The sequence below is a fragment of the Sulfitobacter sp. HI0129 genome, from assembly GCF_001635395.1.
Taxonomy (GTDB): domain Bacteria; phylum Pseudomonadota; class Alphaproteobacteria; order Rhodobacterales; family Rhodobacteraceae; genus Sulfitobacter.
On record NZ_LWGH01000169.1, the window covers coordinates 1 to 203 of the forward strand.

Here is a 203-nt window from a genome sequence, read left to right on the forward strand (position 1 = left end):
ACCAATGTCTCGCCGCCCTTCGCGCGGTGTACGCGCAGCGCGTTGCCGGCGATCTTGTCGGCGTCAAAGACATGCAGCGGGCGGTTGCGGTCGAAGGTGAAGAAGTTCGTGACATCCACCAGAAAGCTGATCGGGCGCAGACCGATGGCCCGCAGCCTGTCCTGCAGCCATGCCGGGCTGGGGCCGTTCTTTACACCGCGAAT

General features: G+C 64.0%; 1 protein-coding gene. It reads right to left on the reverse strand.

All coding sequences use genetic code 11. The annotated features are described in order from the left end of the window. Positions 1-203: phenylalanine--tRNA ligase beta subunit-related protein (locus A3764_RS01525; protein WP_150122045.1), on the reverse strand; the 203-nt coding region annotated here is incomplete at both ends.